This window comes from Acidobacteriota bacterium (assembly GCA_012517875.1).
In the GTDB taxonomy this organism is placed as follows: Bacteria; Acidobacteriota; JAAYUB01; order JAAYUB01; family JAAYUB01; genus JAAYUB01.
In genome coordinates this window covers 75,983-84,096 of the sequence record JAAYUB010000134.1, presented here as the reverse complement: position 1 = coordinate 84,096, position 8,114 = coordinate 75,983, and the positions used below count along the sequence as shown (strand labels likewise).

The 8,114-nt window shown below is 65.6% G+C and carries 4 protein-coding genes; 2 read left to right on the top strand and 2 right to left on the bottom strand.

Annotation, left to right across the window (positions count from 1 at the left end; all coding sequences use genetic code 11):
- Nucleotides 1-141, bottom strand: a 141-nt coding sequence (locus tag GX414_13835; protein ID NLI48182.1) for a hypothetical protein, incomplete at its 3' end; no start/stop codon positions are given.
- A gap of 15 nt (nucleotides 142-156) precedes the next feature.
- Nucleotides 157-714, bottom strand: a complete 558-nt coding sequence (locus GX414_13830) for an RNA polymerase sigma factor (protein ID NLI48181.1) — start codon at nucleotides 712-714, stop codon at nucleotides 157-159.
- Nucleotides 715-821: 107 nt separating this feature from the next.
- Here GX414_13830 and GX414_13825 point away from each other — a divergent pair, with 107 nt between their 5' ends.
- Together GX414_13825 and GX414_13820 are read left to right on the top strand one after the other, a co-directional pair.
- On the top strand, nucleotides 822-1,163 hold the full coding sequence (locus tag GX414_13825) for a hypothetical protein (protein NLI48180.1): 342 nt from the start codon (nucleotides 822-824) through the stop codon (nucleotides 1,161-1,163).
- A gap of 936 nt (nucleotides 1,164-2,099) precedes the next feature.
- Nucleotides 2,100-7,892, top strand: coding sequence for a hypothetical protein (locus tag GX414_13820; protein ID NLI48179.1), 5,793 nt, complete (start codon nucleotides 2,100-2,102; stop codon nucleotides 7,890-7,892).
- Nucleotides 7,893-8,114: the final 222 nt, after the last annotated feature.

The following is an 8,114-nucleotide window of genomic DNA, read 5'->3' as shown; positions in this document are numbered from 1 at the left end:
CGAGCCGCGCCGGCGCCGGGCCAGGACCGCCCGCGCCGCCGCTTCCTGCCGGTCGGCCGCCGCATCCGTCAGGTCGAGGAGCGGCAGCTCGGCGAGTTGCCGGTCCAGTTCGGCGTCGGTGATGGGTTTGTCGGTTTCCATGGTCGCCTCCCTGTCTCAAGCCGTGGATCGCAGCAGCTCCGCCAGCCTGGCCCGCGCCCGGGCCAGGCGCTGGCGGAACGCATCCGGCCGGATGCCCAGCGCCCCGGCCGCCTCGGCCGGGGTCAGCCCGCCGCCGGCCACGAGGAGCACCGTCTCCCGGTCCGCCAGCGGCAGGCGTTGGAGCGCCCGCTCCAGGCGCCGGGTCGCCTCCTGTTCCGCCAACACCTCCAGCGGACCGGGACCCGGCGCGGGCCTGAACTCGAGCAGGCCCACTTCGAACGTCCGGACCGGATCGCGGCCGCGGTTCCGCAGGTAGCTCACGAACAAGTTCCGGGCCACCCGGAACAGCCACGGCGCCAGCGTCAGCCCGGACCGCGGCTGGGGCGGTCGCGCCGCCAGGCGGAGCCAGACTTCCTGGAGCAGGTCCTCGGCCACGTCGGGCCGGCCGCTCAGCCGGCAGAGGAACGTGTAGAGGCGCGACCGGTAGGCGTGATAGATCAGCCGGAAGGCCGCCTCGTCGCCTCTCCGCAGCTCCTCGAGCCAGTGCTGCTCCCGCTCCGCGTCCCAATCCATAGTATTACCATAACGCATAAACCGTCGGCGTGTGACAGGAAAAACCGGGTGTCACGGCGCGGTGATCCCGGCGTTGTAAGTACCAAACCAATCGCCTGGAGGTCATCATGGGCATCGGATTTTTGGGTTTGCTGCAGCTCGCGATCGTGTTGGTGCTCACGTGCATCACGCTCGGCGTGGCCATCTCGTTCGCGGTGAAACCGTCCGAATCGAAACTCACCGTCCTGCGGCCGCTGTCCCTGGGACTGGCGTTCGGCGCCGTTGGGATGTTCTGTGCCGGCTCGGCCAACACGCTGGCTTTCGCCTCCAACGCCGGACTCGCGGACGCCCGCAACGTGCAGATGCTTCTGGGCGGATTTGCCGAGGCGCTGCTCCCCGGCGCCGTCGCTTTCTCCGCACTGGCGGTGGCCTGGGCCCTGGCCGCCGTGGGTTTCCATCGGATGAAGTGAGCTGCGGTTCGGGTCTCGCGGTTCGGGTCTCGCGGTTCGTCTTCCCATTCACCGATTCACCCATTCACCGATATGATTTGCAATATCCATCGGTTGGCACAGTGGAGGTACCGCGAGCGGGAGCGAGCGGCGGAAAGGGGCCCTCGCGGTGCCTCACCCCAAGCGCCGCACCACTCCGTCGCTGCCGGTCGATGGCGATCCGTTGTGCTGGAATCCGGCATGCCTAATCTTCTGTCTCCGATCTCTTCTCCTCTTTCTCCCATCTCCTATCTCCCATCTCTATAGGATGGTGTCGCTGGCTCCGCGGGTTTCGCGGGGAGGGCTTTCGCGCCGCTCCCTCCCGGTCGCGGTACCTCCCGCCTGCCCGCCGACCGATCGTGCCCACGCTCGTCCGCGTAATCGTAATTCGTAATCGTGATCGTAATCGTGATCGTAATCGTGATCGTAATCGTGATCGTAATCGAGGCTCGGGTCTCGAGTCTCGAGGCTCGTTCCGAACCCTCGATATTCTCTGTGTCCTCCGTGTCCGCTGTGGTGCATCATCGGACATCGGACATCGGACCTGGGACCTCGGTTCCGGGTCCTGGGTCCTCGCTAACAGGTCCAAGCTATTTGGTCCCAGCCCCCAGATCCCAGGTCCCAGGTCCCGCCTCGCATATCTCAGGTCCGAGAACCCAGGTCCCATTACCAGATCCCCATCCGCGGCAGAATCCGACTCGTCTCCAAATAGCCAATAATATATTTGCAATCACCATTAACCAATAATCCGAAAACCCATGCAAAATGTTTAATTAACCGGATCTCCCATCTCCTCACTTCTTCCTCACCCCGCCCCCTTCCCCCACGGCCGAATTGACAAGTCAACGAAATGAAATTATAATATTTGCAACATTTTCCTTGACGTTCGAATCACAATCAGGCGGCGGGGGGTGTCCCATGACGGGACGAGGCAACCGCACATCCGGCCGATGGCTCTGGGTCTGCGCCGTCGTGGCGCTGCTGGCGGCCGGCGCGCCGGCCGCCATCTCCGAAGCGGAGCGGCAGGCGCTCATCGACCTGTACCTGGCCACGGGGGGCGACGCCTGGACCCACAACGACAACTGGCGGCTGCCGGGCGACCCCGGCCAGTTCAACCTCCCCGGCACCGAGAACACCTGGTACGGCGTGACCACCGACGCGGACAACACCACCGTGGTGAAGCTGAATCTCTATTGGAACGGGTTGTCCGGCCCGCTCCCCGAAAGCGTGAGCGGTCTGCTGAGTTTGCAGGAACTGGATCTTTCCACGAACCGGCTTACCGGCGCCATCCCGGCCTCCTTGGGCAACCTGACTTCCCTGCAAATCCTCAATTTGATGTCCAATCGGCTCACCGGCGCCATCCCGGAGCCGCTCGGCAGCCTGATCCAGCTCAAAACACTCTATCTGGGCGGCAATCAACTCACCGGCGCCATCCCGGCGTCGCTGGGCAATCTGTCCCAACTGGAATTTTTGTCGTTGCGGTTCAACAAACTGACCGGCGCCATCCCGGCGTCGCTGGGCCAGCTGTCCCAACTGTATTCGCTCCACCTGTCCGTGAACCAGTTGACCGAAATCCCCGAAGCGCTGAGCGCGTTGTCGGAATTGCGGTGGCTCAACCTGTCAGGGAATCAGTTCAGCGGTCCCCTCCCGGCCTGGCTAGGTAACTTGGAGCAGTTGGAGTTCCTGTCCCTCGACAATAATTTATTCTCCGGCCCCATCCCCGACAGCTTCCGGAACTTGGCCAACCTTCAGACTCTGTACCTCGGTAACAATTGGGGACTGGATGGCGCTCTCCCCGCCGGCCTCGGCGATCTCTCCCAACTTATCAGTTTGTCGATCAGTCAAACCGCAATCAGCGGCCCCATCCCGTCCGAGTTTGGAAGGCTCACCCAGTTGGAATACCTGAATCTGAGCTGGAATGCGCTCTCGGGCGAGATCCCACCCTCCTTGGGCGGGCTGACCGCGCTCACCAGTCTCAATCTTTCCATGAACCAGCTCACCGGTCCCCTCCCCGAGACCTTCGGCGACTTGACCGGCCTGACCTCCCTGAATTTGAGCGAAAACCGGCTTACCGGTCCCATCCCCGACGCCTGGGCCGGCCTGACCGCCCTGAGAGGCCTGTACCTGTACCGGAACCAGTTGAGCGGGTCCCTGCCCGTTTGGCTGGGCGACCTGTCCGAGTTGATATCCCTGAACCTGTACGTGAATGAATTCACCGGCCCGATCCCGGATTCGTTTGGCAATCTGTCGGGGCTGAGGACGCTCCAGTTGCATAGCAACCTGTTGAGTGGAAGCATCCCGGCTTCCTTGGGAAGCCTGCCAGCGTTAGTACAATTGCACCTGGGATGGAATGGGCTCGAGGGCGCCATCCCGGAGTCGCTGGGGAACCTGGCCGAACTCAATTACCTCAACCTGTCCTATTGTTCACTCAGCGGGCCCATCCCGGAATCGCTGGGCAACCTGTCCCATCTCCGCGAATTGTACCTGTACGAAAACCAGTTGAGCGGCTCCGTGCCGCCGTCGCTGGGCATCTTGTCCGAATTGCAGAAATTGTCTCTGGCCGGGAATCAGTTGAGCGGCGCCCTGCCGGAGTTTTTGGGCAACCTTGCCAGCCTTGAATATCTGAATTTGGGCAACAATCTCTTCCACGGGACCATCCCGGAAGCATGGGGAGCCTTGCCGACGCTCCAAGGCCTTTATCTTGAAGGGAACCAGCTCGGTGGTCCGCTACCGGAATACCTGGGGAGCATGACCAGCCTGCGCAACCTGTCCCTCAGTGAAAACCAGTTCAGCGGGTCCATCCCCGCCACCCTGGGCGACCTGTCGCAACTCCAGGGATTGTACCTGGCCTGGAACGAGCTGAGCGGGACCATCCCCGCCGCCTTGGGCAATCTGACCAGTCTTTCCAATCTGGACCTGGAAGGAAACCGACTGAGTGGCTCCATCCCGTCCTTTTTGGGCAATCTGCCGTCGCTCTGTTGGATCGACCTGTCCGCAAACCAGTTCAGCGGGGAGATCCCCCCGTCGCTCGGCAGCCTGGACAATCTGTTCTGGCTGAAGATCGAGAGCAACCACCTCACCGGAACTATTCCGGACACACTGACTGAGATGGCCGACATGCTATACATGTCCTTTCGGGACAACCAGCTCAGCGGCAGCGTCCCGCCGACACTGATGAACATGCCGAGGCTGAATCATCTATCTTTGGACTACAATGCCCTCCACGCCGACACGCCCGAGTTGGAGGAATTCCTGGACCGGCTGGGCTATCCGTGGCCGGAATACGGGTATCGATACCGGAGCTATCAGACCCTGGCGCCCGTGGCGCTCGTCGTGGCGGAGCTGCAGCCCGGCGCGGTGCGACTGACCTGGACCCCGGACCCGCCGCCCGGCCAGAACTATTCCGGAGCGGGCGGCTACGAGGTATGGCACCGCGAGAAGCCGGGCGCTGTCTGGCGACTGCGTGGCGTGATCCCGGATAAAGCCGTCACCACCTGGACCGGCAGCGTCATCCCCGGCCAGACCAACGCGTTCCGCCTGCGCGCGTTCACCCCGCCGCAGTACTGGCGGGTGAACTGGGTGGCCAGCGAGTTCACGCCGCAGCGGTCCGTATCTCCGCCCGGCGGCGGGCAGACCGTGAACGTGTACGTGCAGGAAGACCGGACCGGCGGCATCTACATCGACAGCCCGTCCCAGGTGGCGCCCAGCGCCCCCATCACCGTCCGGATCGACCCGGCCGCCTTCGCCGCCGCCGGCACGGGCCCGCACATCCTCTGGATCACGCTCCCCCCGTACGTCACCCTCAGCCAGACGCTGGCCACGGGAAACCCGGACTCGGCGACGCCGCTGCCGCTCGCGGGCGAGCGGGTGACGGACCTGGCGGTGGTGGAGTACCGCTTCGGTGACGACGGGCGGCCCGAGCCCGTGGAGGGCAGCCAGTTGACGGGGATCGGCCCCCACGCCGTCCAGTTGCTCCGCTACGTCGCCGGCGAGAACGCCATTCTGGTTCGCATCGTTGAGAGCACCTCGGGGTGGTTCCCGCAGCACGGCGGCACGTTTCTGGGCTTCACCATCGGCCTCGCCACCGGCTCCTGGCCCACCACCGGCGCGAGCAACTGGGGTCCCGGCGGGATGGGCGCCCAGGCCTCCAGCCTGGTTTGCGTGGATCTCCGCCAGGCCGGCTTCGACGCCGGCGACGCCTTCCGGGTGACGCTGTACGCCACGAAACAACCCGGCGCGCAGCTCCTGCCCCTGATCTTCGCCGGCTGCGGTTATACCCTCTTCACCGTGGCGGAGGTGCTGACCGGCGCGATTCCCGTAACCACGGCCCTGGGCACGCCCATCGAGGACTTCGACACGGGCGACGTGGACGGCGACGGCGTGGACGACCTCGTGGCCGTCACCCCGGGCGAGCGCCGCGTCTACTGGAGCCTGGGCCGCCGGTCGGGCGGCTTCTTCGGCATCGACTGGGCCGAACTGCCGGTGATCCCCGTCCGGGTGGACGTGGCCGACGTCGATGGCGACGCCCGTCCCGACATCCTCACCGCCGACGAGGCGGGGACGCTGCACGTCTACCTCTGGGCCTCGCTGTTCGACCCGGACAAGGCCGGCGCCGGGCGCGCCGTCCCCGACCGGGCCGTGCGCCTGGCGGGCATCGTCACCGACGCCCGCGTCTGCGACGTCACCGGCGACGGCTGCTCCGATTACGTCTTCTGCGACGCCGGCGGCGACCGGTTGCACGTCCTGGCCGGCCCGGTCTTTTCAGGCGGGAATTCCTATTTCACCGAACAGGAGCCGGTCGCGCTGGCCGCCGGCGACTTCAACGGGGACACGTGGCCGGATCTGGCGGTGGCCAATGCCGCCTCGAATTCGGTGTCGGTGCTCTGGAACGACGGTACCGGCCACTTCACCGCAAAGGTGCTGGCGGGGGTGGGCAACCGGCCGGTGGACCTGGACGCGGGGGACATCGACCGTGACGGACTGGAAGACCTGGTCGTGGTCCTGGCCGCCGACAAGGCGGTCGGGATCCTGCGGGCCGTATCCGGCAACGCCTTCGACACCGCCGGGCAGCAAAAGATCTTCTTCCAGCGTACGCCCTCGGCCGTTCTGGCCGACAACTTCGATGGCGCGGCCGGCGCCGACGCCCTGGTGGGTTTCGCCGACTCCGCCCGCCTGGCCTTGTGCACGTCGGATGACGCCGGCGTGCTGCAGCACAGCTTCTCCATCGACACGCTGGGCGACGTGGTCGTCGACTCCGTGGGCCGGACGACGACCCTGGCGGCGGATCAGGTCCTGTCCGTGGCGGGCGGGACGACCCTAGGGGGCATCGCCTCGCGCGAAGGCGTCGCGGTGGTGGCCAGCCGGGGCGTCAACCTGGTCCATTTCCCCCGGAGCGCGGAACTGTCGTTTTCCGTGGTCAACCTCGGGGCGGCCGACGCGCTGGCCAACCTGGAGCTCTATGCGGACTCCGGCGGCACCCTGCTGGCGACGGCCACCGACGTCATCCCCGCCGGCGCCCAGTACGCCCGCTATCTTTCCGGCGTGCTCGGCCCTGCGGCCGAGGAGCCGGGGCGGTGGGTGCGCGCCTTCCTGACCGAGCCGGACACCCACGGCATCTGGCTCGTCAACGACGCGGCCCTGACCTACCTCGACGGCACCCGCATGCCTGAGGCCCGCGATGCGCAAGGCCGCCTGCTCTTCCCGGTGGTCCGCACCGGCGGCGGCCGCACCACCACGCTCGTCCTGATCAACCCCCTGCGACTCCCCACCCGTTTGAATTTCACCGTCTATGGGCCCGCGGGAGCGGTGAAAGCCACTCAGGCCGCCGTCCTCGACGGCCGCGGCCGCCTGGAGCTCGACGTCGCCAACCACTTTGCCGGCATCGCCGCGGGCGACTCCATCGAGGTGGAATCCGAGCGCGGCGTCTTCGGGCTGGAACTGTTCGGCGACGCCGGTGCCGTCGCCTGCCTCGAGGCCATGACGAGCGAAGCCGACGGCGGCGTCCTCTATGCCCCGCATGTCGCCATCGGCGACCTGGGCGTGCCTTACGCGTCGATCCTCACGCTGGTCAACATGTCCGACGCGCCGCTGAACGTGGACTTGTCCCTGTACACCGATCAGGGCCAGCCGGTCGCCGGCTCGCCCGTCACCCGCAGTCTTTCCGCCCACGGCAAGTTCGAGGCGGACGTCGCGGCCTTGTTCGATATGCACGCCGCCTTCACCGGTTATCTCGCCGCCGATCCGGGCGACGCCATCGGCCTGGCCGGCTGCATCACCTTCGGCGAGGCCGGCGCCGGCGGACGCTTCCTGTCGTCCATGCCGCTGGCGCCCCGGCGCCACAACCGATTTCTCATGGGGCACATCGCCAACGGCCGCATCGGGAACGTCGATTACTTCACCGGGTTGGCCGTGCTCCACCCCGACAGCGAGAACGCCGCCCGCATCCAGATCACCGCCTTTGATTCGCAGGGCCTCCTCCTCGACTCCCGCCAACTCGTCCTGCAGCCGTACCATGAGTCGGAATGCCCCGAGTGTGTCCTGCGGCGCGTGTTCCTGCTGGACGGCTTCATGCCGGACCTCACCGCGATCTTCGGCGGCTACCTGCTGGTGGAGAACCAGTCCAGCTCCGCCGGCGTACTGGTCTTCGAGCTGTTCGGCGATTACGGCCTGAACGTGCTCAGCGCGGTGCCGGCCGTGCCGGTGGAGGAGTGAACGGTAAACAGAAAACAGTGAACAGTGAGGAGTAAGGAGTTACGGGAAAGCCAGTGGAATTCCTTCCCGATGTTCGAAGTCCAATGTCCGATTTCCGATGTCCGATGTCGAAAGGCCGACAATCTGGAACGAGCCCCCGGTCTCGAATACAAGACCGAGCACAACTGCAGGTGCAAATCGCGATGGCGATCTCAGACTGCGAGCACGAGAAAGAAATTGGGT

Coding starts and splice junctions, on each gene's coding strand:
- GX414_13830 (NLI48181.1), bottom strand. CDS start 714: ATGGATTGGGACGCGGAGCGGGAGCAGCACTGGCTCGAGGAGCTGCGG.
- GX414_13825 (NLI48180.1), top strand. CDS start 822: ATGGGCATCGGATTTTTGGGTTTGCTGCAGCTCGCGATCGTGTTGGTG.
- GX414_13820 (NLI48179.1), top strand. CDS start 2,100: ATGACGGGACGAGGCAACCGCACATCCGGCCGATGGCTCTGGGTCTGC.